This window comes from Prauserella aidingensis, assembly GCF_024171865.1.
GTDB classification, from domain to species: Bacteria; Actinomycetota; Actinomycetes; order Mycobacteriales; family Pseudonocardiaceae; genus Prauserella; species Prauserella aidingensis.
Genome location: NZ_JAMTCN010000024.1, coordinates 31,232 through 53,580 on the forward strand (window position 1 = coordinate 31,232; position 22,349 = coordinate 53,580).

Below are 22,349 nucleotides of genomic sequence, written 5' to 3' on the forward strand. Positions count from 1 at the left end.
ACCGCACGGTCGCAGGCGCAGGAACCCCGACCACAGGAGTGCCATGGACCGCGAACGGATTCTCGCCTACCGGATCGCCGCACACGGACTCCTCCGCGACGCCCGGCCGCACGGCGACGTCAAGGGCGGCGACGTCGAAGGCGGCGGCGTCGAGGGCGGCGGTCCCGGCGATCCCGCTGATCCCGCCGCGCTCGACGTCACCGCGCTGGGTGTCCAGGACATCGCCGGGCGCGACACCGCCGCGTCGGCGTTCGCGGCACGCCTGCCGGACCCGCCCACGGCCACGGGACTCGCCGAGGATCCCCGGCTGACACTCCTGTGGTCGCTGCGCGGGGCGCCGCACTACCACCGCACCGCCGACCTGCCGTGGTTGCGCGGCGCGCTCGTCCCGTTCGACGACGCCGACGCAGCGCAGCGGCTCGCCTTCCAACGTGACGCCGCCGAACACCCGCGCGCCGCCGTTCTCGCCACCGCAGAAGCCTTGCGGGCCGTCGTCGACCGGCCGACACCGAAAGGCCGGGTCAGCGCCGAGGTGACCGAGGCCCTGCCGCCGGAACTCTGTCGTTGGTGCCGCCCGTGCGGCGCCACGCACGTCTACGACCAGCTGCTGCGGCTCGCGGGACCGCCGGCGGGGGTGCGGCTCGTCCCCGGCGGCCCCACGACCCTCGCACCGATCGGGACGCCCCCGTCCACAGCGGACGCCCCCGTACCGGACACCACGGACATCGGCGGCCTCACGGAACTGGTTCACCGGTACCTGCGCGTGCACGGACCGGCCACCATGGCCGACGTCGCGGCGTTCCTCGGCGCGTCCCGGCAGCTGGTCGCCGACCACTGCCGCCCCGACGACCTGGCCGAGGTGCGCACTGGACGGCGAACCACCTACCTGCCTGCCGATCGCCTCGCCACTCTGGAGAACCCTCCCGAGCCCGACGCCGTGCGCCTGCTGCCGCCGTGGGATCCGTTCCTGCAGTCGCGCGACCGGGCCACGCTCGCCCCGGATCCCGCCGTGCGCAAGGAGATCTGGCGGACGCTCGGCAACCCCGGCGTCGTGCTCGCAGGCGGTGACCTCGCGGGCACCTGGCGTGCACAGGCGCGCGGGACACGCCTCGACTTCACGGTGACACCGTTCGCCTCGCCGCCGCGGCACGTGCGCGGCGAGGTCGAGGCCGAGACGATGCGCGTCGCGACCGTCCGCGGCTACGCCGACAGCCGCACGGTCTGGTCCTGATCCGCGTGCCGGTCCGGGTACGCCCCGCGACCCGTGCGGCCGTCCCGTGCTTCGGCGCAGCGGCGCAGCACCAGGTCGGCCACCGCCGGGTGGGCGCCGAGCGGAGCCGACACCGCGTCCGCTCCCGCCTCCTCGAGTCGTCGCTGGAACAGGCCCGGGGCCAGCAACCACGACGCGACGACCACGCGACGTCCCGTGCGACCCGCCGCGGCCACGGCGTCGGCGACCGTCGGCGAGGCCGTCGCGGCGTACCCGATCCGCACCGGCGCACCCAGGCGTGCGCCCAGTGCCCGCGCCGCCGTCGACACCTCGTCGAGCGCCCGCGGGTCGCTCGACCCCGCGGCGGCCAGCACCACGGCGTCGCCCGCGCGGAAACCCGCCTGCCGCACACGGTCGACCAGCACGTCGACCAGTTCCGGTGCCGGGCCGAACGCCTCGGCGACCGGGGCGCGCGGCACGGCACTGGCGGCGATCTGCGCCGGGATGTCGGTGCGCACGTGGTACCCGGCGGCCAGGAACGCGGGCACCACGACGATCTCGCCGGCGCCGGCCTCCGGGTGCAGTCCGTCGAGGACGGTCGTGACGTCGGGTTCGCGGACGTCGGCGTAGGCGACCGTCACCTGCTCGCCCCGCGCCCGCACCCGCTCGGCGAGCTCGTCGATCACCCTCGGCCCCGCGGGATCCCGCGTCCCGTGCGCGGTCAGCACGATCACGACTCGTCCTCCACCGCCACGGCCAGCCGGTAGCCACGTTTGACGACGGTTTGCACCAGTTTTCCCTCCCCGAGCGAGGTGCGGAGCCTGCCGACGGCCGTCTCGACGGCGTGTTCCTCCCCGCCGCCGGGCAATGCCGCCGTCAGCTCCCGTCGCGACACGACGTGTCCCGGCCGCTGGGCCAGGGCGCGCAGCACCGCCATCGGCGCGGGCGCCACCTCGCGCAGCTCCCCGTCCACGAGCGCGGCCTGACCGCGCAGTTCGATCCGCCTGCCCGCCGCGGCGAGCCTCGGCGACCGCGCCACGAGCGTGTCGGCCACCTCCCGCGCGAGCGCGCCGATCCGCGCCCGCCTCGGCTGCACGGTGGGAATCCCCACGGCCGCGAGCGGACCCGCCGTGATCGGGCCGACGCACGCCACCAGCACCCGCCTGCTCAGTGCGTCCACCAGGCCCGCGTGCCGCCCCGTGCGTGAGGCCATCGCGAGCATGCTCGCCGCCGCGGGCGCGCTGGTGAACGGCATCGCGTCGATCGAACCGTCCAGCACCGAGTCGATCAGCCGGTCCAGCGGACCGGGATCGGCGGGGCCGACCCAGCGGTAGACCGGGATCTCCACGACGTCGGCGCCGGCCGCGCGGAGCGAGTCCACGAAGTACGGCAACGGCTCCCCGTGCAGCTGCACCGCGATGCGCTGCCCCTCGACCCCGGAGTCGAGCAGGTACTGCAGCAGCTCGGCGTTGCTCTCCGACGCCGGCGAGTACGCCTCGGACAGTCCCGCCGCCCGCACCGCGCCCTTCGCCTTCGGCCCGCGGGTGAGCACGTGCGCGCCGCCGAGCCGGTCGATCAGCTCGTCGCCGATTCCCCAGCCCTCGGCGGCCTCCGTCCAACCGCGGAAACCGATGCCCGTGGTCGCGACGACGACGTCCACCGGCTCGTCGAGCAGCAGCCGGGTCGCCGTGTACAGCTCCGAGTCGTCGGCGAGCGGAACGATCCGGATCGCCGGTCCGCAGCGCACCGTGGCCCCTTTACGCACCAGGAGCGCGCCGAGCTCGTCCGCCCGGCGCGCCGCCGTGATGCCGATCGCGTACCCGGCGAGCGGCAGGACCTCCGTCATCGCACTCCCACGTGGACCGTGCCGTCGACGACCCGCACCGGGTAGGTGGCGATGCCGACGTCGGGGTCGTCGAGACAGCGCCCGGTGCGCAGGTCGAAGTTCTGCTTGTAGATCGGCGAAGCCACGACGGGCACGCCCCCGATGTCGCCGACGATGCCGCGCGCGAGCACGGCCGCTCCGGAGAACGGGTCGATGTTGGACAGTCCGTGCAACTCGCCGTCGTCGGTGCGCAGCACGGCGACCTGCACGCCGTCGTCGAGCAGCGCCGCGACGCCCCCGCCGACCGGGATCTGCTCCACCCGGCACACCGGCGTCCACGTCTCGGCCCCCGCGGACCGGTCGTCCGACAGCACGGTCATCGGCTCACCACCTCCGGCACGCCCAGCATCACGGGCACGGGCTGGTCACGTTCGGTCTCGAAGGCGATCGTCGGGTCCGGCGCGCCGGGTGCGTTCACGAACGACGTGAACCGCGCCAGCTTCTCCGGATCCTCCAGCACGCCCTTCCACTCGTCCTCGTAGTTCGCGACGTGCTCGGCCATCGCGGCCTCCAGCTCGTCGCAGATCCCGAGGCTGTCCTCGACGACCACCGCGTACAGGTGGTCGAGTCCGCCGTCCAGTTCGTCGAGCCACGCCGCCGTGCGCTGCAGCCGATCCGCGGTGCGCACGTAGAACATGAGGAACCGGTCGATGATCCGGACCAGCTCGTCGGTGTCCACACCGGACACGAGCAGGTCGGCGTGCCGCGGCACCGCACCGCCGTTGCCGCCGACGTACAGGTTCCAGCCGTGTTCGGTCGCGATGATGCCGAAGTCCTTGCTGCGGGCCTCGGCGCATTCCCGCTGGCACCCCGAGACGCCGGACTTGAGCTTGTGCGGCGACCGCAGCCCGCGATAGCGCAGCTCCAACTCCACCGCGAGGCCGACGCTGTCCTGCTGGCCGTAACGGCACCACGTCGTGCCGACGCACGACTTCACCGTGCGCAGCGCCTTCCCGTAGGCGTGGCCGGATTCGAAGCCGGCGTCCACGAGCCGCCGCCAGATCTGCGGCAGCTGGTCGACCGTCGCGCCGAACAGGTCGACGCGCTGCCCACCGGTGATCTTGGTGTAGAGGCCGAATTCCTTCGCCACCTCGCCGAGCACGATCAGCTTGTCCGGCGTGATCTCCCCACCCGGCACCCGCGGCACCACCGAGTACGTGCCGTTGCGCTGCATGTTCGCCAGGAACCGGTCGTTGGTGTCCTGCAGGGTCGCCTGCTCACCGCCGAGGACGTGGCCGTTGCCGAGGGTGGCCAGGATCGACGCCACGGCGGGTTTGCAGACGGCGCAGCCCGTGCCGGTGCCGTGCTTGGCGATCAGCTCGCTGAACGTCGTGATCCGCGTGGCACGGACGATCTCGAACAGTTCGGCACGCGACTGCGTGAAGTGCTCGCACAGCGCGGTCGACTGCTCGATCCCGCCCGCCGCGAGCAGTTTGCCGAGCATCGGCACGCACGAGCCGCACGAGGTGCCCGCCCTGGTGCAGCTCTTGATCGCCCCGACGCTGTCGCAGCCGTCGTCGTGGATCGCCGCGTTGATCGCACCCTTCGTGACCGCGTTGCACGAGCAGATCTGGGCGTCGTCGGACAGCGCCTCGACACCGACGGCGTCCCCGCCACCACCCGCGGGTCCGATCAGCGCCGCGGGGTCGGCAGGCAGTTCACCGCCGACCAGCGACCGCAGCAGGTTGTACTCGCTCGCGTCGCCGACGAGGACGCCGCCGAGCAGCGTCGTCGCGTCGTCGGACACCACGAGTTTCTTGTACGAGCCGTTCACCGCGTCGTTGAAGACGACCTCGAGCGACCCCTCGGTCGCCGCGTGCGCATCGCCGAAACTGGCGACGTCGACGCCCATGAGCTTGAGCTTCGTGGACGTGTCCGCTCCGGGGAACGAGGCCTCCCTGCCCAGCAGCGTCGCCGCGGCGACCTCGGCCATCGAGTAGCCCGGCGCGACGAGGCCGTACACGCGGCCTGCCACCGAGGCGCACTCGCCGACGGCGAAGATGTCCGGATCGCTGGTGCGGCACGTCTCGTCGGTGAGCACGCCGCCGCGCTCGCCGAGTTCGAGCCCCGCCTGGCGGCCGAGGTCGTCCCGCGGCCGCACCCCCGCGGAGAACACGAGCAGGTCGACGTCGAGTTCGGTGCCGTTGCCGAGGCGTGCCTGCAGCCGGTCGCCGTCCTGCGCGATCGCCGACGTCGACGTTCCGGTGTGGACGGTCACGTCGAGGTCGGTGATCAGCCGGTTCAGCAGCCCACCTCCGCCGTCGTCGACCTGCAGGGGCATCAGCCTCGGCGCCATCTCGACCACGTGCGGTGACAGGCCCATGTCCCGCAGTGCCTTCGCGGCCTCCAGGCCGAGCAGTCCGCCGCCGACCACCGCCGCGGCGGGCCTGCCGCGACGCTGCCGGGCCCGCTCCACCGCCGCGCGGATGTCGTCGAGATCCTCGATGGTGCGGTACACGAACACGCCGGGCAGGTCCTTGCCCTCGACCGGCGGGACGAACGGGCGCGACCCCGTGGCCAGCACCAACGCATCGTAGTCCTGCACCCGGCCGCTGCGGGTCGTGACCCGCTTGGCGTCCCGGTCGATCGACTCGACGGGGTCACCCAGCACCAGGTCCACCAGTTCGTCACCGGCGTACTCGGCACCCGGCAGGACCAGCGCGTCCGCGTCCCACGTGTCCACATAGGACGTCAGTACGACCCGGTCGTAGGCGGGCCGGGTCTCCTCGCCGAACACGACGACCCGCCACGTCCCGTCGACGTCGTCACTGCGCAACGCCTCCACCAGGCGGTGGGCCACCATGCCGTGCCCGGCGACCACCAACGTTCGACTCATGACTCACACCTCCGCCGATGACTGCGTTCCATGCTCACCAGTGGTCGTATCCGGACCACTTCCGTCGTGTTTCCGCGGCGTTACCAACAGTTCCCTTTCCAGTTCAGGGTCTGTGACGCCCCGGGCGCAGGCGCGCGGCCCGCGTGCTCGGGGTGCTCGGGCGCTCGGGAGCTCGGGGTGCTTACGGTGCTCGGGGTGCTCACACGCGCGCATACGCGAGGCTCGGCGCGCGGTCCACCGCGAAGCTCGTGCGGAGGTAGAACCACCACGTGGTGGCCATGCACCCGCCGTAGAAGACGAGGATCGCGATGAGCGCGGGCGTCAAGGTGCCTCCGCCTTCGAGGGAGAACTTGAAGACGAGGTTCACCAGCACACCGCCGAACGCACCGAGTGCACCCGCCACGCCGACCACCGCGCCCGCCTGCCGCTTCGCCGACTTGGCGACCGCGTCCGGGTCCACGCCGATGTCGGCGTTCTTCTTCGCCTCCTCGGCGAAGATCATCGGGATCATCCGGTAGGTCGACCCGTTGCCGATCCCGGTCAGCACGAACAGCAGGATGAACGAACCGAAGAACAGCGCGAAGCTCTGCTGCGCGACGCTGACCATCACGCCGACCGTGCCGATCGCCAGCCCCGCGAAGTTCCATTGCGTGATGCGGCCGCCGCCGAACCGGTCGGCGAGCCAGCCGCCGATCGGCCGCGTGGCCGACCCGATGAGCGCGCCGAGGAACGCCAGCCCGACGAACGCGGTGTACTCGGAGAACGTGAGCTGGATCAGCGAAGGGAAGGCGAACGAGAAGCCGATGAACGATCCGAACGTTCCGATGTAGAGGAAGGACATCACCCACGTGTGCTTGTTGCGCAGCGCGATGCGGTAGGAACTGCCGTCCGGCCTCGCCGAGGTGATGGAGTCCATCATCGTCCACGAGCACGCAGCCGCAATGACGATCAGCGGCATCCACATCAGCGCCGCGTAGGCGAGGTTGACACCGGTGCCGATGCTGATCACCAGCGGTACGAACAACTGCGTGACGGCGACACCCAGGTTGCCGCCCGCCGCGTTGAGCCCCAGCGCGAGGCCCTTCTTGCCCTCGGGGAAGAAGAACGAGATGTTGCTCATCGACGACGAGAAGTTGCCGCCGCCGAAGCCCATCGTGGCCGCCGTGAGCAGGAAGAACCAGAACGGTGCCTGCGTGGTCACCGCGACGATCAGCATGATGCACGGGATGAGCAACAGGGACGCGCTGATCGTCGTCCACGCGCGCCCGCCGAACTTCGGGATCGCGAACGTGTACGGCACCCGCAACAGCGAACCGACCAGGTTCGGGACGATGATGAGCCAGAACGTCTGCCCCACACCGAAGTTCACCCCGGCCTCGCCGAGGTTGACCACGACGATGCTCATCAGGATCCACACGTTGAAGCCGAGGTGTTCGGCCAGGATCGAGAAGCCGAGGTTGCGCCAGGCGACCTTCTTGCCGACGGCGTTCCAGAACGACGGGTCCTCGGGTTCCCAGTTGTCGATCCACCGTCCTCGTCGCCGGGCGAGCGTGGGCTCCTCGGCCGATGTCTCTGGTGCGAGCGTCATGGAAGTCTCCTTCGGCGTGACGGGCGTCGTGCGGTGGCCGGTCGCGGCGTCGCCGCACCCGGCGTGACGTGCGATCACGGTAGGAATCGGCTGTTTCAGGTGGCCGCGCCCGCGATTCCGGCCGTGCTACCCGGTGCTCACTACGGGCGGCGGTGGCTGTGAGGTCGCGGCCACGGCTCGGCGCCGCACCGTGGGATGCCCTGCAGGCGGGACCGCGCTTCTCGGCTAGTCGGTACTGGTGAGCCACTCGGCGATGCCGCACACCGCGTCCCGGCAACTGCCGCACCCGGTGCTCGCACGGGTCCGCTGCGCGATCTCATCCACTGTGGACGCTCCGCCACGGTAGGCCTCGATGATCTTGGCCTTGCTGACGGAGTTGCACCGGCAGACGATGGCCGAACCGGGCAGGTCGGCCGGACTGGCCGCCGCGGGTGCCGCCGACGGCATCGCCCGGCCGAGCAGCAGCGCGAGCCGGTCCTCGGGAACCCGCACCCCGCGGTCGTAGAGCTGGGTGATCGTCGCCGCCGCATCGGGCACACCGAGCACGATGGCGCCCGCCACCTTCTCGTCGCGCACCACCAGCTTGGCGTAGCGGCCGCGCGTCGGATCGTCGAGGCACACGACCTCGGTGTCGTCGTCGGCCGTGTCCGCGGTGACCGCCGTGTCGCCGAGCGCCGCGACGTCCATCCCCTTCGCCTTGAGCCGCGTGACGACCGACGTCCCGCGGTAGCGCGACGCGGTATCGGCGCCGGTGAGCAGGTCGGCCAGCACCCCCGCCTGTTCCCACGCGGGCTGGACGAGCCCGGGCGGCGCCGCGGGGTGCCTGCAGCAGTCGCCGAGGGCGTGGATCCGGCCGTCACTGGTGCGCAGGGCGTCGTCGACGACCACGCCCCGGTCGACGTCGAGTCCCGCGTCGGCGGCGAGGCCGGTCTCGGCGCGGACCCCGGTCGACACGACCAGCAGGTCCGCCTCGACGTGGCTGCCGTCGTCGAGTTTCAGCCCGTCCCCCGGCAGGTACTTCGCGCCGCCCCTGCCGAGGCGGAAGTCGATGCCGAACCCTTCCAGTGTGCGGGCGAGCACGCGGCCCGACCCCGGGTCGAGCTGCCGCTCCATCGGATACGGCGCGGGGTGGACGACCGTCACGCGGTTGCCCCGGCCCGCGAGGCCGCGCGCGGCTTCCAGGCCGAGCAACCCGCCGCCCAGCACGGCGACCGGAGCGCCCACCTTCGCCGCGTCGAGGATCCGGTCGCAGTCGTCGAGGTTGCGGAACGCCAGGGCGCCCTCGGCGAGCTCGCCGTCGTCGCCGACGAGGCCGTCCACGGGCGGCACCCACGGCCTGCTTCCCGTCGCCAGCACGAGCGAGTCGTACGCCACGGCGGTGCCGTCGTCCAGCTCGACCGTCCGGTTGCGACGGTCGATGCGCCGCGCCGCCACGTTCAGCCGGAGATCGACGTGGTTGCGCTCGGCCCAGCCGTCGTCGTGCAGGCGCACGCTCCCCGGCTGCATGGTCCCCGCCACCACTGCCGACAGCAGTACCCGGTTGTAGGCGGCGTGCGGCTCGGCGCCGACGACCGTCAGCGCGACCCGCTCACCCTCCGGATCCCGGCGGCGGATCTCGTCGGCGAGCCGCGCGCCCGCCATGCCGTAGCCGACGACGACCACTCTGCGCGCGGTCACAGCGCCTCACCCGCTTCCTGCTCCGCCGCACGGGCCGCGACGAGCCGGGCCGCGCACACCTTGAACTCGGGCATCCGGCTGGTCGGGTCGAGCACGGGATTGGTGATGAGGTTGGCCCGCTGCCCGCCCGGGAAATGGAACGGCACGAACACGACGTCCGGCCGCATCGACGGCACGCACCGCACCGGCGCGGTCACGGCGCCGCGGCGGGACTCGACGACGGCGACCTCGCCCGCGGCGAGCCCTGCGCGCGCCGCCGTGTCCGGATGCACCTCGATGTGGGCGTCCGGCACGACGTCGGCCAGCTCCGGAACGGCCCGCGTCTGCGCCCCCGACTGGTAGTGCTGCAACACCCGGCCCGTCGTGGCCTGCAGCGGGAACTCCGCGTCCGGCGGCTCGGCGGGTCCGGTGTGGTCGACGGCCACGAAACGCGCGCGGCCGTCGGAGTGGGCGAAGCCGTCGAGGAACAGGCGGGGCGTGCCGGGGTGATCCGCCTCCGGCACCGGCCAGTGCAGGGCCTCACCGGCGCGCAACCGGTCGTAGGTCACGCCCGCGTAGTCGGCGGGACCGCCCGCCGACGCGGCCCGCAGTTCGGTGAAGACCTCCTCGGCGTCGGCGGGGAACCGGCCCGCGGGCTGGCCGAGCCGCTCGGCCAGCCCTGCGAGGACGTCGAGGTCGCTGCGCACCCCCTCCGGCGGGTCGATGGCCTTGCGGCGCAGCAGCACCCGCCCTTCGAGGCTGGTCATCGTGCCGTCCTCCTCGGCCCACTGGGTCACGGGCAGCACGACGTCGGCCATCGCGGCGGTCTCGGACAGCACGACGTCGGCGGCGACGAGGAGGTCGAGCGCGCCCAGCCGGTCGGCCACCCGCTGCGAACGCGGCGCCGACACGACGACGTTGCTGCCGAACACGAGCAGCGCCTTCGGCCCTCCGGCCTCGCCGAGCGCGTCGAGCAGCTCGTAGGCCGACCGGCCGGGTGCGGGCAGCGAGTCCGGCTCGACGCCCCACACGCGCGCCACGTGCTCCCGCGCCGCCGGGTCGGCGAGTGTGCGGTAACCGGGCAGCTGGTCGGCCTTCTGGCCGTGCTCCCGGCCTCCCTGACCGTTGCCCTGACCAGTCAGGCAGCCGTAGCCGGAGCCGCGGCGCCCCGGCAGGCCGTGCGCCAGCGCCACGTCGATCCAGGCGCTCACCGTGTCGACGCCGGTGGCGTGCTGTTCCGCACCCCGCGCGGTGAGCACGTACGCGTTGCGCGCCCCCGCGAGTCTGCGGGCGAGCGCGCGCTGGTCGGCGGCGCTGACGCCGGTGATGCGCTCCACGTGCTCGGGCCAGTACCGGGCGACGGTCCGCCACATGTCGTCGAAGCCGGCGGTGCGTTCGGCCACGTACGCCTCGTCGAGCAGCCCCTCGGCGACGGTCGCGTGCAGTACGCCGAGCGCCAGCGCCAGGTCGGTGCCGGGCGCGGGCGCGAGGTGCACGTCGGCCTGCTCGGCGGTCGGCGTGCGCCGCGGGTCGACGACGACCAGTCCGCCCTTGGCGGCCGCACCCTGCAGGTGCTGCAGGAACGGCGGCATCGTCTCCGCCGGGTTCGAGCCGACCAGGACGATCACGTCGGCGCCCGTCAGGTCCGTCATCGGGAACGGCATGCCCCGGTCGACGCCGAACGCCCTGATGCCCGCCGCCGCGGCCGACGACATGCAGAACCGGCCGTTGTAGTCGATCTGCGACGTCCCGAGCGCCACCCGTGCGAACTTGCCCAGCAGGTAGCTCTTCTCGTTGGTCAGCCCACCGCCGCCGAAGACCGCCACGGCGTCGCGCCCGTGCTCGGCCTGCAGCTCGGTGAGCCGGGCCGCGACGAGGTCGAGCGCCTCGTCCCAGCTCACGGGGCGCAGCTCGCCGTCGATGCGGACGAGCGGGGTGGTCAGCCGTGCCGGGGAGTCGAGCAGCGAGGCCGACGTCCAGCCCTTCTGGCACAACCCGCCGCGGTTGGCGGGGAACTCCCGCGGGGCGACCTCGACTGTCGGTGTGACCTCGGCGGTCGCCGTGAGGGACATGCCGCACTGCAGCGCGCAGTACGGGCAGTGCGTGTCGGTCCGCGCCCCGTTCGCCTCCGACGGCACGGGCCGCTCGTCCGTACCGGGACGGGAATCGGACGGGGTGTCGGCTGTCAGCGTCAACGGGCACCTCCTGCTGGTCGCCGGCGTCCGGCCGACGGTAGGAAGCGCGTGTTACCCGGAAATGCGCTGATGTTTCAGGCGTTTGACGTTGCTCCGCGACCTCCGAGAGGACGCGGTGAGCACGAAGGCACGTGCGCACGCAGGCCTTGCGGCTACGCGGCCCCTAGTCGAAGAAGCCGTAGACCGTGCCGATCCGGCCCTGGTCGAACACAGCGACGTCCCTGCCCGTGGCCGCAGCCGGGCCGCCGAACGGGCCGAAGCTCCACTCGAAGTGCGCAAGACCATGGTGGCCGTGCACCACGCCGAGCACGAAGCCGAAGTCGGGGAACTGCTCCTGCCAACCCGCGACGTAGGCATCGATGGCCGACGTGCCTCGGATCGAGGTATTGGGGTCGACGTAGCACGCGTCGGCGGCGAACACCTCGGACCCGAGCGCCTGCCTGATGTCCGGGTTCCGTTCGTTCCACACCGCGATGTAGGCCGCCACCAGGTCGGTGACGTTCGCACCGTTCTCGTCCGTCACGTCCGAATCCGTGGGGGAAGTCATAGCGGCATCCTCGACGTTGAGACCGGTGTGAAGGTCAAGGAGGAACCGTGCACATCGGAGAGCTGAGCCGCCGGACCGAGGTCCCGGCCCACCGGCTGCGGTACTACGAAGCGAAAGGTCTGCTGCGACCGGACCGCACCGGGGCCGGATACCGCGTGTACGACGAGTCGGACGTCGTCACGGTGCAGCAGATCCGACACCTCCTCGAGGCCGGGCTCTCGACCGAGGACATCGCGTACCTGTTGCCCTGCGCCACCGGCGAGACCCCCGAACTGGTCGGCTGCCCGGAACTACTGGCAGCCATGAGGCGCCGGCTGCGTCGCTTGGACGACCGGGTGGAGACACTGAACCGCTCCCGGGCGGCGCTGACGCACTACATCGACGAGGCCGCCCGGCTCGGCGGCGAGACGTACGGCCCGTTCGGCGCGACCGCGACCGGGCGGCAACCGACCCCCACCTGAGCTGCGCGGGACCGCGGGCCCGGAGCGACCTTGGGCTACAGGATTTCGCTGACCTGCGCGGCCGCGGCGCGCAGACGGGTGGCCTCGACGTCGGCCGCGCCGGGGTGACGTGCGTGATACGCGAGCCGGAACAGGGTCGCCCGCAGCAGCAGCTGGGACCAGTCGGGCAGGTACGACCAGCGGTGCAGCAGCGCCATGTCGGCTCCGCCCCACGCGACGGCGTCGATCGCCGCGACGGCGGCTCCCCACTCCGCGGGCCGGAAGTGCGGCACCAGGTCGACGATGCCGGGCGGAGCGTCGCCGTCGAACAGGACGGTGCCGAACAGCTCGCCGTGCACCAGCTGCGGCCGGGACGACAACGGCTTGCGGGCGGGCGCGAGGATCTCGAACCAGCGGCCGCCCTTGGCCTCGTCGAGTTCGACGTCGACCTCTCCCCAGGCCATCCGTTCGGCGTCCGCGGCGAGCCCCTGCCTGCCGGCGAGGAAGTCGGGCTCGGGCAGGTCGGACATGGCCCGTTGCAGCGTGATCGCGGTGTGCACGGTGTCGTCGGGGCGATTCTCGGGCCTGCCGGACACGAACCGGGCGGCGGCCCAGCCACCCATGACCCAGCGGCCGTCCGTGGTGTTCAGCGGCCGCGCGATGCGCAGGTCGGGGGCCTCGAGCGCGGCGAGGGTGCGGGCGAGCCAGACGGCGTGCGCCCGGTCCGACACCTTCCGCAGCACGACGTCGCCGTAGCGCCACACGGTCGCGGCCAGCTGCTCGCCGTCGTCGTCGGAGGCCGTGGTCAGGCCGAAAGCCGCGCGCACGTGCGCAGGCGGACGTTCGGCTGCATACCCCACGCCGACGGACGTTACCGCCGACGCCACACGGCCGGGTGAGCGACCCCACGACCGACACCGGCCCGTGACCCGGGTTCGCCTGAACCGACGTCCGACCGACCCACGGGGAACGGCCCCGGAAAAGACGAAGGCCCCGGCGCTGGGGTTTCCAGCTCCGGGGCCTCCGCCGCACCCTGCAACCGGCCAGATGGCCTGAGCAAGTCTCAGCCGGCAGCACACAAGACGACGCCTTCAGCAGGCGCTGCCACCTATCAGTATGTAGGCAAGCTCGTGTCGATCTGCTTCGCCCATGCCAAAACGCCTCCGCCGAGGTGCGTGGCGCTCGAAAAACCGGCCTTGTGCAGGGCCGCGAGCGCCTCGGCGCTGCGCTGGCCCGACTTGCAGTGCAGCACGACCGGCTTGTCCTGCGGCAGCTCCGCGAGTGCCTCGCCCGACAGGATCCGGTCCTTCGGGATCAGCTTCGCGCCCTTGATGTTGACGATCTCGTACTCGTGCGGCTCGCGGACGTCGATGAGCTCGAAGTTCTCACCCGCGTCGAACTTGGCCTTCAGTTCGGCCGGCGTGATCGTGCTGCCGGAGGCGGCCTGCTGCGCGTCGTCGGAGACGACACCGCAGAACGACTCGTAGTCGATCAGCTCGGTGATCTTCGGGGTCTCCGGGTCCTTCCGGATCTTGACCTCGCGGTAGCGCATCTCGAGCGCGTCGTAGCTGATCAGCCTGCCGAGCAGCGGGTCACCGATACCGGTGATGAGCTTGATCGCCTCGGTCACCATGATCGAACCGATCGACGCGCACAGCACGCCCAACACGCCACCCTCGGCGCACGACGGGACCATGCCGGGAGGCGGCGGCTCCGGGTACAGGTCGCGGTAGTTCAGGCCGCGGCCGTTGGGCGCGTCCTCCCAGAACACGCTGACCTGGCCCTCGAACCGGAAGATCGAGCCCCACACGTACGGCTTGCCGAGGATCACCGCGGCGTCGTTCACCAGGTAGCGCGTGGCGAAGTTGTCCGTGCCGTCGAGGATCAGGTCGTAGTCGCGGAAGACGTCGAGGGCGTTGTCGTTGGTCAGCTGCTCCTGGTGGAGCACCACGTCGACGTTCGGGTTGACCTCGGCGACCGACTCCTTGGCCGAGACGGCCTTCGGCTTGTCGATGTCCGACTGACCGTGGATCACCTGCCGCTGCAGGTTCGACTCGTCCACGACGTCGAAGTCGATCACGCCGAGCGTGCCCACTCCCGCCGCGGCGAGGTACAGCAGCGCCGGGCTGCCGAGCCCACCCGCGCCGATCACGAGCACCTTGGCGTTCTTCAGCCGCTTCTGCCCGTCCATTCCGACATCCGGGATGATCAGGTGCCTGCTGTACCGGGCGACCTCATCCTTGGTCAGCTCGGCAGCCGGCTCGACGAGCGGCGGCAGCGCAGTCGACATCACGTCCTCCATCTCGCGCTTGTCGCAGTCCATCCATTCATAACCGGTCCGAGCCCCCGAACCTTCCCGTGTCCACATGCTGGACGGATCGCGGGGAGATCCGGCTCACTGCGCCTGGGGGTTCGGGAACGCGTTCGGACGACAGGTCTTGCCGTCCGCGGGCACGCTGCCCGCGTCACCGCCTTGCGTGTCGTTGAGCTTCGCGACGTAGTCGTTGGCGACGCCGAACGTCTGCTGCATCATCACCGGCGCCAGCGCGCCCTCCTCGGCACACCCCACGTGACCATTGCCGAGAGCGTGGCCGACCTCGTGGTTGACGGCGTACTGGCGATACGCCGTCAGGTCGCTGCTGAACGCCTTCGCACCCCGCACCCACCGGGCCAGGTTGATCACGACCTCGCCGTCGATGTGGCACGACGCCGGGTACGGGATCGCGTCGCCGCAGACGTCCTTCGCCGTCTCGGGAGTGGTGAGCCTCACGTAGAAGTCGGGCTCGGGTCCACTGTCGTCGACGCGCTGCAGCCGCACGTCGCCGCTGCTGACCCAGCCGCGCTCGTCGTCCGAGAGGATGCCCTCCACCGTGGCCGCGTAGCTGTCCTCGCCCACGATGTCGGCGGGGGCGATGCCGTCCTCGACCTCGACCGTGTAGCGCAGCAGCCTGCCGCTCGTACCGACCGGGTCGCCACCGCCCGGCACGACATGCCAGGTGCCCTGCCCGCCGCGCGTGAACTCGCTGCCCTCGGGCAGTTCCGCCGTGGGGATGTTCAGGTTCTGCTTCTTCGCCGGGATCTCGTCGACCCCGCCCGCGTCGCCGCCGGGCTCCTGCGTACCGACCGCGGCCGACGGACCGCTCGCTTCCGCGCCCGGCCGGTCGGGATCGGTCTTGGTGGTGTCCACGACGACGAGCGCGGTGACCACGAGCAACACCGGGATCGCATACACCCGCCAGCCGTAGGTGGCGACGACCCTACGGAAACCGGACTTCGACTTCCGCGGGCGTACCGCATCGGCGTCGTCCGCCTCCTCGTCCGGGTCTGCGGCCACGTCCCGGCGTCGCTCGCGTGGCTCCGCGTCGCCGTCCTCGTCGTGGGGCCGCCAGGACGCCCGCAGCGGCTCACCCGGCCTGCGCAGCGCGGGCCCGTAGCGTTCGTCCAACGGCCTCGCACCGGACGCGCGGTGGTGCCGCACACGCCCGGGGCCGCGGCCGGAATACCCGGACCGCTCACCCTCCCGCCGTGCTTCGTGCGACACCCTGTCCACACCGCCCAGCCTGCCACACCGGCCGAGCGCCGCACGGTGTCACCCGATGGGCTACCAGCGGCCGTCGGCGATGTGTTCCCACATGCCGAGGACGGCTCGCGCCACGGTCACGGGGCGTTCCATCTGCGCGACATGCCCCGTGCGGGGCAGCACCAACAGCCGAGCCGACGGGATCGCGAGCGCCGTCGGCCGGGCGCGTCGCACCGAGATCACCCGGTCCTCGGTGCCCCACACCACGAGCGTCGGCACCCGCACCCGCGGCGCCGCCGACCACAGCGACCCCGTCCCGGGCGTGAACCACGAGCGGAAGATCTCCAGGGTGCTGCGTGCCAGCGCGGCGCCCGCCCACGCGTACTCCGACCGCGCCGCGAACTCCTCGGCCTGCTCGGTCAGCCGGTGGCGCGGGAACCGATCGGCGTCGGCGTAGACGAGGCGGATCGTCTGCAGCGCGCGTTCCTCGGGCGTCAGCCGCGCCAGCTGCCTGCGCGCGGGCGTCCCGATCACCGGCAGCATCGCCAGTGCCATCCGGGGGTCGGACAGCCTGCGCGGGTCGGGTCTACGGTCGGGCATCGCGGGCGAGACGAGCGTGAGGGTGGACACCAGTTCCGGCCTGCGCGCCGCCACCAGCAACGAGACCGCCCCGCCCATCGAATTGCCCACCAGGTGCACCGGGCGCCGTAGCGACTCCAGGTAGCGGGCGACGACGTCGGCGTGGGCGTCGAGGCTGAAGCGGAACCCGGCAGGCGGCTCGGAGAAGCCGAAGCCGGGCAGGTCGAGCGCGATCCCCTCGGCGTGCGGCGCCAGCTGCGCGGCCAGGTCCGTCCAGTTGGTCGACGACCCGCCGAGGCCGTGGACGTAGACGGCCGTCTCGCCGACGCGGCCCGGCGTGCGGCGCACGTGGAGCCGCAGGCCACCCGCCTCGTCGCCCGCATGGCCGCCCACCGAGCCGTCACCGGGCGCGGCGTCACCGGGCGCGGCGACGGCTTCCCAGGAGCCCTCCCACGGGGGCAACATCGGATCGTGGGCGGGCAGAACCGTCCGCGACAGGGGCACGTGCGTCAACGGCCGTCGGGGTGACCCCGTCGGCCGGACGGCCGGGCTCTCCCGGTCCTGCGGAATCGGGGTACTCGTCGTCGATGCGGTCTCGGACACGACGTCCAGGATGCCGTATGAACTCGATGTTTGGCGTTACTTACATACCGCCGAGTAATGTGCCCGGGGAAGTCTGGAGGCGAAAGATGACCGACACGGCGCACGGCAAGGGCGTGCGACTGCCCCGCACGCAGCGACGTGCCCAACTGCTGGCCGCGGCACAGCAGGTGTTCGCTGCCAACGGATACCACTCGGCGGCGATGGACGACATCGCCGAGCAGGCGGGTGTCAGCAAACCGGTGCTCTACCAGCACTTCCCCGGCAAGCTCGACCTCTACATCGCGCTGCTCGAGAGCCACGTCGACGACCTGGTGCGGGCCGTCGAGGGCGCGCTCGCCTCCACCACGGACAACAAGCAGCGGGTGCAGAACGCCGTCGGCGCGTTCTTCGACTTCGTCAACGGCGACGTCGGCGCGTTCCGCATGGTCTTCGAATCCGACCTCCGCGGCGAGCCCGACGTGCAGCAGGCCGTCGACAGGGCGACGACCGCCACGGTGGACGCGATCGCCAAGACGATCATGTCCGACGCCGGGCTCGACGCGGAGCGTGCGCGGCTGCTGGCCGTCGGCCTCGTCGGCATGAGCCAGGTCAGCGCGCGCTACTGGCTCGACCAGGACAGCGACATCAGCCGCGACGACGCCGTACGGCTCACCTCGACGCTGGCGTGGCGCGGGATCGGTGCGGGTTTCCCCCTGCACCATCCGCTGTAGCGGCACCGTCCCCGGAGGCTCCGTCGCCGCCGACCCCGTTCCCGGCCGCACCGCCCCCGGCGGCGCGGCCGCCCGCTGCGGCGTCCACGGCAGCGGAGCTGCGGGCGTCGGCGACCAGCCCGCCGATCGCCTCGGCGACCGAGGTGTGCCGTTCCTGCGTGATCATGTGGCCCGCACCGGGCAGCAGCACGAACCGGGCGTCCGGCAGTTCGTCGGCGATGGCCTCCGCGTGCTCGACCGGGGTGAGCCGGTCGCGGTCGCCGACCATCACCACCGTGGGCACGGTCCGCAGCGCCGCCAGCGCGGTGCGGCGGTCGTGCAACGAGATCGCGTTCTGGAACCCGCCCACGCTGCGCGGGTGCGCCTTGCGCAGCTGGTCCGCGACCGAACGGACGTCCGCCTTCCGCGGCCGCTTGCCGAACACGAGCAGCCGGCTGCCCAGTGACGCGAACGGCCCGCCCACCGGCAGCCGCTCCTTCCGGTACGCCAGCAGCAGCGTCGCGAGCCGGCGTTCCAGCCGCGCTGCTCCCCTGCCCAGCGCGGCCGGGAGCCCGAGCGTGACCCGGTCCATGTTCCCCGACGACGTCGCCACGAACGCCGCACCCGCGACGCGGCGTGCCACCAGGTCCGGGTACCGGTCCGCCAGCGCCATGACGGTCATGCCGCCCATCGAGTGCCCGGCCAGCACGACCGGCCCCGCAGGTGCCTGTGTCGCGATGACCTCGGCGAGGTCGTCGGCCAGTCGGTCGATCGTCGCCGAGTCCGGCCCTGCCGGGTCCGAGTCGCCGTGCCCGCGCAGGTCGTACCGCACGATGCGGGCCGAGGAGGCGAGCTCGCCCACCACCCGGTCCCAGGTGCGTCGGTCCTGGGTCCACCCGTGCACCAGCACGAGCGTCACCCGGGAGCCCGCGTCCCCGACGGGGTCGCAGGTCTCGACCGCGAGCCGCGTTCCGTCCGACGAGGTGACGGTGGTCGTCGTCATGCCCGCCCTCACTTGTTCGGCAGCAGGCCCGCGCTGCGCCACAGCTGCATGCCGGGCGCGCCGACCAGGCCGGCCTCGTCGAGGAAAGGCATGATCTTCTCGCCGGAGAACAGCAGTGTCGCCCGCCAGTGCGGGTTGTTCAGCGCCGCCTGGTAGCCGTCCCTCGGGCGGATGCCCACGGACTTGTAGACGTGCGGGTTCACCAGGCTGCGGGTGATGTGCCAGGACACGAACGCGATGAGCCAGCGCTGATAGGCCAGCTCGACCTTGCCCATGCCCTTGATCCGACGGGTGACCTCTTCGCGCGCGAACGTGACGTGCCGGGCCTCCTCCAGCACGTGGATGCGGTTGACCATGCGCACCAGCGGCTGGATCTCCGGGTCGTTCATCTGCTCACGCTGGAGCCGGTCGAGGATTTCCTCGGCGACCAGGATCGAGCCGTACAGCGCGGGGCCGTAGCCGATGATCGGGAGGATCTTGGCCAGCTTGTGGCGCCACTTCACCGGGCCGTAGTGCGGGCAGCCGAACGTGTTCGACATGCGCGCGAACATCGTGGAGTGCCGGCACTCGTCGGCGATCTCCGTCAGCGCGTACTGCGCGTGGCTCGTCGTGGGGTCGCCGTTGTCGACCTCCTTGAGGAGCAGCTGCATGAGGATGACCTCGAACCAGATGCCGTTGGTGGCGATGCTGGCCATCTCGTGCTTGCCGAGTTCGATCCGCTGCTCGGGAGTGAGGGTCTCCCACAGGTCGGTGCCGTAGAGGCTCGACCGCTCCTCGGGGATGAACCGCTTGCCGTCGACGAGTGGGGCGTCCCAGTCGATGTCGACCTCGGGGTCGTAGAACTTGTTCGCCGACGACTTCAGAAGACGCTCGGCCGTCTTCTCGCGCCCGGCATCGCCCAGGGTCCGCGTCATCGCGGGCCACCACCTTTCGCGGCTCGGTGAGGACTGCTCCCGTTGTTAATGTAACTTCCGGTAACAGTTACTTCTGGTAGCATGCGAGGCATGCCGGACCCTGTCAAGTCGAACAAGAAGAAGTCGTCGGACAAGGCAACACCCGGAAGTGGGGATGCCAGGAAGGACCGCTGGCGCAAGCACCGCATCGCGCGCCGGGCCGAATTCGTCGACGCCGCACTGGCCGCGCTGGAGGAACAGGGTCCCGACCTGGGCATGGAACACGTCGCGGCGGCGGCGGGCGTGACCAAACCCGTGCTGTACCGCCACTTCGAGGACAAGGCCGACCTCTACCTCGCGCTCGGCGACCGCGGCACCGAGATCCTGTTCGAACGCCTCATGCCGGCGATCAACGCCGAACTCGCCCCGGTGCCCCGCATCCGCATGGCGCTCGACGCGTTCTTCACCGTCCTCGAGGAGCACCCCAACCTGTACCGGCTGCTCGCCCGCAGGCGGTTCGCCGACCGCCCACTGGACTCGGAGGTCACCGACGTCGTCGCCGAGGACAAGGCACTCATCGCCAACGCACTGACCGCGCTGCTCGGCGACTACCTGCGCATGTTCAACGTGGACTCGGGCGCGGCCGAACCGTGGGCGCACGGCGTGGTCGGACTCGTGCACAACACGGGCGAATGGTGGCTGGCCAAGCGCAGCATGAGCCGCGACGCCGTCGTCGAATACCTGACCCGGATCATCTGGGCCGCCATCGACGGACTCGCCCGGCAGCACGGCATCGAGATCGACCCCGACCGGCCGGTCGACACCAACAAGATCGTCCAGTTCCACCGCGACGACACGGCAGGCCCCACCGACGAAGCTGGAGCAGCACGATGAGCGAACACGACGAGGACGGCTACACCGGCACGGCGACGCTGCTGGTCGACGAGACCGAGCTGACGGTCGAGGTCGAACTGCGCGGCCACTTCCAGCCGATCGACGGCTACTACCACTGGTACGGCCGGATCAAGCGCCACGACGAGCTCATGGCCCTCACCGGCGGCAAGAAGCGCAAGGCACGCCTCACCACGCCGGAGGGCGCAGCCGACAGCGAGATCTCCGACCCCGACCCGTGGGACCGGTACCGGATCATGGGCACGAGCACCCCGCCGTTCGCCGTACCGACCACGCTCGACGAGGTCGAGGCCACCGCCCACTGACCGGGCCGCGCCGCCGGACCGGACCACGTTCCCGGGTGAGCCAGGGGCGACCCACGTCCCCGGGGCGGCCCACATCCCCGGGGACGCCCGGCCGCCCGGCCGTCGCAGGCCGCCCGGTACTCGCAGGGCACGTCGACCGGCGGGGCCCGACACACGACGAACGCCGCGCCTTCCCCTCGGGAGGCGCGGCGTTCGGATGTTCCGGGTCTTCGGGTGCGGCCGGGCGTCGGCCGCCGGCGGGTCAGCCGCCGACAGCGAAGCCGACGCGACGTGCGTCCGACGGTGCGATCTCGACGTACGCGATCCGGTCGGACGGGACCAGGTACTTGCGGCCCTTGTCGTCGGTCAGGCTGAACAGGCCGTCTTCGGCACCCAGTGCTTCGGCAACCAGCTTCTCGACCTCCTCGGCCGTCTGGCCGCTGGACACCACCAGCTCCCGCGGGGTGTCCTTGATGCCGATCTTGACCTCCACGTGCAACCTCCGCTGCGAAAAGTTGAGCCTGTTCGTTCCCCACCCAGGCTAGCGCGCCGCCCCGGAGAAAGCCCCCAAGGGCACTTTGGTTGCATTCAATGCAACCAAAGTGCCCTTGGGGCATCAGGTCTGCTCGGGGCGGTCGTGGTCAGCCCAGGCCGAGTACCTGCATGCGCTTGGCGTGTCCCTGCTGGAGCTTGCGGAACAGCGCCGCGATGCCCGACAGATCGACCGACCCCGCCACGATGAGCTCGGCGAGCCCGTCCCGTTCGGCGACGATGTACTGCGCCTGAGTCAGTGCCTCGCCGAGGAGCCTGCGCGACCACAGCGACAGCCGGTCGCGCTGGGTGCTGTCGGCCTCGATGGCGGCCGCCACCTCGCGCTCCGCGAACGCCGAGTGCCCGGTGTCGTCGAGCACGGTGAGCACGAGGCGGCGCACCTCGTCGTCGAGCACGGTCGAGAGCTCGCGGTACAGGTCGGCGGCGAGGTTGTCGACGACGTAGGCCTTGACCAGGGACTCCAACCACGTGCGCGGCGCCGTCGACTCCTGGAACGCGTCGACGTGCTTGCGGAACGGCTGCATCGCCTCCTCGACCGACGCGCCGTGGGCGTGCAGATGGTTGGCGAGCATCTCGTAGTGCCCGATCTCCGCACCGGCCATGGCCGCCAACGCGGCGCGCCCGGCCAGGGTCGGAGCCGATCGTGCGTCCTCGGCGAGCCGGTCGAACGCCGACAACTCGCCGTAGGCCAGGACCCCGAGCAGGTCGACCACGCCGTCACTGATTTCCGCACGCGCCTCCGTCACGACGTTCACCGTAGTCGAGAGCGCAAACCGGCCCGCAGTTACCAACGACACGTGATCGAATGCGGCGGGCGTCACGATATGTCGGCGTGTTCGCTGTACACTTGGGACCGAGAGCGATTTTCACCACTCGTGGACCGCCGCGAAAGACGTATTCGTGGCAGGTGAACACGCAGGTGAGAAGCAATGTGCGTGCACGCCTCGGCGATGTTCC

Annotated in this window: 21 protein-coding genes; 5 read left to right on the top strand and 16 right to left on the bottom strand. The window is 71.6% G+C overall.

The features are described 5' to 3' along the window. Positions 1-43 precede the first annotated feature (43 nt). Positions 44-1,231 (top strand): winged helix DNA-binding domain-containing protein, encoded by a 1,188-nt coding sequence (locus LY13_RS20145; protein WP_253830168.1) that lies wholly within the window; start codon positions 44-46, stop codon positions 1,229-1,231. Here the strand turns inward: LY13_RS20145 and LY13_RS20150 are convergent. The 8 genes from LY13_RS20150 to LY13_RS20185 all read right to left on the bottom strand — a co-directional run bounded on the left by LY13_RS20150 (position 1,201) and on the right by LY13_RS20185 (position 11,917). Further along, positions 1,201-1,944 (bottom strand): sirohydrochlorin chelatase, encoded by a 744-nt coding sequence (locus LY13_RS20150; RefSeq protein ID WP_253830169.1) that lies wholly within the window; start codon positions 1,942-1,944, stop codon positions 1,201-1,203. The two genes, LY13_RS20145 and LY13_RS20150, sit on opposite strands and share 31 nt — an antisense overlap. Beyond that, a complete protein-coding gene (locus LY13_RS20155) occupies positions 1,941-3,056 on the bottom strand; it encodes a uroporphyrinogen-III synthase (RefSeq protein WP_253830170.1) in 1,116 nt (371 codons plus the stop codon). Before LY13_RS20155 ends, LY13_RS20150 begins: the two co-directional genes overlap by 4 nt. Then, positions 3,053-3,415: a nitrite reductase small subunit NirD gene (nirD, locus tag LY13_RS20160; protein WP_253830171.1), complete on the bottom strand. Its 363-nt coding sequence runs from the start codon at positions 3,413-3,415 to the stop codon at positions 3,053-3,055. Before nirD ends, LY13_RS20155 begins: the two co-directional genes overlap by 4 nt. Beyond that, on the bottom strand, positions 3,412-5,931 hold the full coding sequence (gene nirB, locus LY13_RS20165; protein ID WP_253830172.1) for a nitrite reductase large subunit NirB: 2,520 nt from the start codon (positions 5,929-5,931) through the stop codon (positions 3,412-3,414). The genes nirD and nirB overlap by 4 nt, the downstream gene beginning before the upstream one ends. A 199-nt stretch (positions 5,932-6,130) precedes the next feature. Continuing rightward, a complete protein-coding gene (locus LY13_RS20170) occupies positions 6,131-7,519 on the bottom strand; it encodes an MFS transporter (protein ID WP_253830173.1) in 1,389 nt (462 codons plus the stop codon). A gap of 225 nt (positions 7,520-7,744) precedes the next feature. Next, a complete protein-coding gene (locus LY13_RS20175) occupies positions 7,745-9,196 on the bottom strand; it encodes an FAD-dependent oxidoreductase (RefSeq protein ID WP_253830174.1) in 1,452 nt (483 codons plus the stop codon). Beyond that, a complete protein-coding gene (locus tag LY13_RS20180) occupies positions 9,193-11,313 on the bottom strand; it encodes a molybdopterin oxidoreductase family protein (protein WP_308216376.1) in 2,121 nt (706 codons plus the stop codon). The genes LY13_RS20175 and LY13_RS20180 overlap by 4 nt, the downstream gene beginning before the upstream one ends. Positions 11,314-11,533: 220 nt before the next feature. Then, positions 11,534-11,917, bottom strand: a complete 384-nt coding sequence (locus LY13_RS20185) for a nuclear transport factor 2 family protein (RefSeq protein ID WP_253830175.1) — start codon at positions 11,915-11,917, stop codon at positions 11,534-11,536. Positions 11,918-11,964: 47 nt separating this feature from the next. Here LY13_RS20185 and LY13_RS20190 point away from each other — a divergent pair, with 47 nt between their 5' ends. Next, on the top strand, positions 11,965-12,378 hold the full coding sequence (locus LY13_RS20190; RefSeq protein ID WP_253830176.1) for a MerR family transcriptional regulator: 414 nt from the start codon (positions 11,965-11,967) through the stop codon (positions 12,376-12,378). 35 nt (positions 12,379-12,413) lie between these two features. Here LY13_RS20190 and LY13_RS20195 read toward each other — a convergent pair whose 3' ends face one another. The 4 genes from LY13_RS20195 to LY13_RS20210 form a co-directional block, all read right to left on the bottom strand. Further along, positions 12,414-13,217 (bottom strand): TIGR02569 family protein, encoded by an 804-nt coding sequence (locus LY13_RS20195; RefSeq protein ID WP_253830177.1) that lies wholly within the window; start codon positions 13,215-13,217, stop codon positions 12,414-12,416. Between the two features lie 251 nt (positions 13,218-13,468). Next, positions 13,469-14,647, bottom strand: a complete 1,179-nt coding sequence (gene moeZ / locus LY13_RS20200; protein ID WP_253830215.1) for an adenylyltransferase/sulfurtransferase MoeZ — start codon at positions 14,645-14,647, stop codon at positions 13,469-13,471. A gap of 105 nt (positions 14,648-14,752) precedes the next feature. After that, positions 14,753-15,802, bottom strand: a complete 1,050-nt coding sequence (locus tag LY13_RS20205; RefSeq protein ID WP_301299408.1) for a DUF3152 domain-containing protein — start codon at positions 15,800-15,802, stop codon at positions 14,753-14,755. Between the two features lie 156 nt (positions 15,803-15,958). Then, a complete protein-coding gene (locus LY13_RS20210) occupies positions 15,959-17,059 on the bottom strand; it encodes an alpha/beta fold hydrolase (RefSeq protein ID WP_372493864.1) in 1,101 nt (366 codons plus the stop codon). 86 nt (positions 17,060-17,145) lie between these two features. Between LY13_RS20210 and LY13_RS20215 the strand changes: the two genes are divergently transcribed. Further along, the gene (locus LY13_RS20215) at positions 17,146-17,769 is read left to right on the top strand and encodes a TetR/AcrR family transcriptional regulator (protein WP_183657667.1); all 624 of its coding nucleotides are present in this window, start codon (positions 17,146-17,148) and stop codon (positions 17,767-17,769) included. Here LY13_RS20215 and LY13_RS20220 read toward each other — a convergent pair. Further along, positions 17,708-18,751, bottom strand: a complete 1,044-nt coding sequence (locus tag LY13_RS20220) for an alpha/beta fold hydrolase (protein WP_253830179.1) — start codon at positions 18,749-18,751, stop codon at positions 17,708-17,710. The genes LY13_RS20215 and LY13_RS20220 overlap by 62 nt on opposite strands. Positions 18,752-18,759: 8 nt before the next feature. Continuing rightward, on the bottom strand, positions 18,760-19,665 hold the full coding sequence (locus LY13_RS20225; RefSeq protein WP_253830180.1) for an AurF N-oxygenase family protein: 906 nt from the start codon (positions 19,663-19,665) through the stop codon (positions 18,760-18,762). Positions 19,666-19,746: 81 nt separating this feature from the next. On the opposite strand from LY13_RS20225, the gene LY13_RS20230 reads away from it, so the two are divergent. After that, positions 19,747-20,538 carry a TetR/AcrR family transcriptional regulator gene (locus LY13_RS20230; RefSeq protein ID WP_372493865.1) on the top strand — a complete coding sequence of 264 codons (792 nt, stop codon included), beginning with the start codon at positions 19,747-19,749 and terminating at the stop codon, positions 20,536-20,538. Then, entirely contained in the window at positions 20,535-20,861 is a 327-nt protein-coding gene (locus LY13_RS20235) for a DUF4873 domain-containing protein (protein WP_253830182.1), read from the top strand. Before LY13_RS20230 ends, LY13_RS20235 begins: the two co-directional genes overlap by 4 nt. 241 nt (positions 20,862-21,102) lie before the next feature. Here LY13_RS20235 and LY13_RS20240 read toward each other — a convergent pair whose 3' ends face one another. Continuing rightward, positions 21,103-21,333 carry a DUF3107 domain-containing protein gene (locus tag LY13_RS20240; RefSeq protein WP_253830183.1) on the bottom strand — a complete coding sequence of 77 codons (231 nt, stop codon included), beginning with the start codon at positions 21,331-21,333 and terminating at the stop codon, positions 21,103-21,105. A 148-nt stretch (positions 21,334-21,481) separates the two neighbouring features. After that, positions 21,482-22,138 carry a ferritin-like fold-containing protein gene (locus LY13_RS20245; protein ID WP_183657680.1) on the bottom strand — a complete coding sequence of 219 codons (657 nt, stop codon included), beginning with the start codon at positions 22,136-22,138 and terminating at the stop codon, positions 21,482-21,484. Between the last annotated feature and the right edge of the window lie 211 nt (positions 22,139-22,349).

What these genes read in the sequence shown, in the direction of transcription:
- LY13_RS20155 (WP_253830170.1), bottom strand. Translation starts at nt 3,056, where the DNA reads ATGACGGAGGTCCTGCCGCTCGCCGGGTACGCGATCGGCATCACGGCG.
- LY13_RS20145 (WP_253830168.1), top strand. Translation starts at nt 44, where the DNA reads ATGGACCGCGAACGGATTCTCGCCTACCGGATCGCCGCACACGGACTC.
- LY13_RS20225 (WP_253830180.1), bottom strand. Translation starts at nt 19,665, where the DNA reads ATGACGCGGACCCTGGGCGATGCCGGGCGCGAGAAGACGGCCGAGCGT.
- LY13_RS20220 (WP_253830179.1), bottom strand. Translation starts at nt 18,751, where the DNA reads ATGACGACGACCACCGTCACCTCGTCGGACGGAACGCGGCTCGCGGTC.
- nirD (WP_253830171.1), bottom strand. Translation starts at nt 3,415, where the DNA reads ATGACCGTGCTGTCGGACGACCGGTCCGCGGGGGCCGAGACGTGGACG.
- LY13_RS20230 (WP_372493865.1), top strand. Translation starts at nt 19,747, where the DNA reads ATGCGAGGCATGCCGGACCCTGTCAAGTCGAACAAGAAGAAGTCGTCG.
- LY13_RS20215 (WP_183657667.1), top strand. Translation starts at nt 17,146, where the DNA reads ATGACCGACACGGCGCACGGCAAGGGCGTGCGACTGCCCCGCACGCAG.
- LY13_RS20185 (WP_253830175.1), bottom strand. Translation starts at nt 11,917, where the DNA reads ATGACTTCCCCCACGGATTCGGACGTGACGGACGAGAACGGTGCGAAC.
- moeZ (WP_253830215.1), bottom strand. Translation starts at nt 14,647, where the DNA reads ATGTCGACTGCGCTGCCGCCGCTCGTCGAGCCGGCTGCCGAGCTGACC.
- nirB (WP_253830172.1), bottom strand. Translation starts at nt 5,931, where the DNA reads ATGAGTCGAACGTTGGTGGTCGCCGGGCACGGCATGGTGGCCCACCGC.
- LY13_RS20170 (WP_253830173.1), bottom strand. Translation starts at nt 7,519, where the DNA reads ATGACGCTCGCACCAGAGACATCGGCCGAGGAGCCCACGCTCGCCCGG.
- LY13_RS20235 (WP_253830182.1), top strand. Translation starts at nt 20,535, where the DNA reads ATGAGCGAACACGACGAGGACGGCTACACCGGCACGGCGACGCTGCTG.